Genomic DNA, 1,164 nt, shown 5'->3' with positions numbered 1-1,164 from the left:
TCTGGCGGGGCTCACGACCCGCCTCCGCCCGTGTCGTCGGCCGCCGGCGCCTTGCCGCCCCCGGCAATGCGCGCCAGCACCTCGCGCACGGTGTCCTGCTGTTCGGCGGGCACCAGCTTCTTGGCCTGCATCCATTGCAGGAACTTGATCCCTGCATCGATGGCGGGGTTGATTTCCAGCGCCTTCAGCACATGCTCCACCGTACCGGTGAAGTTCTTCTTCTCCAGCATGGCGCGGGCCATGTTCAGGTGCAGGTTCTCGTCCTTGCGGGTCAGTTCCAAGGCGCGCGTGTAGTAGGCCACGGCCTGGTCGAACATCTGGTTCTTGCGCAGGTTGATGCCGAATTCGTTGAAGAGGTGCTTGTGCTCTTCGTCAAAGGCGGCCTCCAGCTTCACCAGCCGTTCGAAGATATCATCGGCCTTGCCCGTTTCGCCGCGCGAAAGATAGGTCAGCCCAAGCCCGAAGTTGGCGCGCACGTTCTCGTCGTCCACCTGCAGGGCGTTGCCGTACTCGTATTCGGCGCTGAAGGTCTCGCCCTTCTGGCGGTGGCGGTCGGCGCGGGCCACGGTCTTGTTCAGCTCGCGCATGCGCGGAAAGACGGTCTGGACGTAGAATTCAGGCTCCGGGGCAAACTTTTCCAGCAGTTCGTCCATGCTGATGAGTCGCTTGGGACCCGAGGGAACATAGTTGTTGTTCAGGGGCTGGACTTCCACATCCCCCTTCTCGGTTTCTTCGGCGTACCAGAAGCCTTTCTGGATGGTCTTGCGGGTGGTGGTGCCGGTGCCCACCTTCTTCACGTCCTGCGTCGAGAACACACCCTTGATGCGTTCCCTGCCGCGCTGGCTACCCTGCGGGGCATGCGCCGCCGGAGCGGTGGGGATGGGGTCGTCGCGGGTCACGTCGGTCATTTGAAGCCTCCGTAAGGGGGCGCATGTCTGGCATTCGTCCGGGTATCCGGACCAGGTTCATGCCGGGCGCGGCAGGCCGACCGCGCCACGCGCGACCGTACCAGCTGTCATTATCCCCCTTTTCTCACATATCGGCAACAACCGCCACGCCTTGAGGCCGCGCCCCTCCCTGCGGCGCAGGCCCACGCCCGCGCCATGCGCCGTTCGCCGTGGCGCCCCAACGGGATCAGGCCCCGCGCATCTCCGCCAGAATGCG

General features: G+C 64.6%; 1 protein-coding gene. It reads right to left on the bottom strand.

Annotated elements, in window-relative coordinates:
* Positions 1–11: 11 nt before the first annotated feature.
* A complete protein-coding gene (locus tag FVW27_RS16475) occupies positions 12–908 on the bottom strand; it encodes a tetratricopeptide repeat protein (RefSeq protein ID WP_208294853.1) in 897 nt (298 codons plus the stop codon).
* Positions 909–1,164: the final 256 nt, after the last annotated feature.

The organism is Nitratidesulfovibrio liaohensis (assembly GCF_011682075.1).
GTDB lineage: Bacteria > Desulfobacterota > Desulfovibrionia > Desulfovibrionales > Desulfovibrionaceae > Cupidesulfovibrio > Cupidesulfovibrio liaohensis.
Note: the sequence above shows the minus strand (reverse complement) of the source record. Positions and strands in the feature narration are given on the sequence as shown.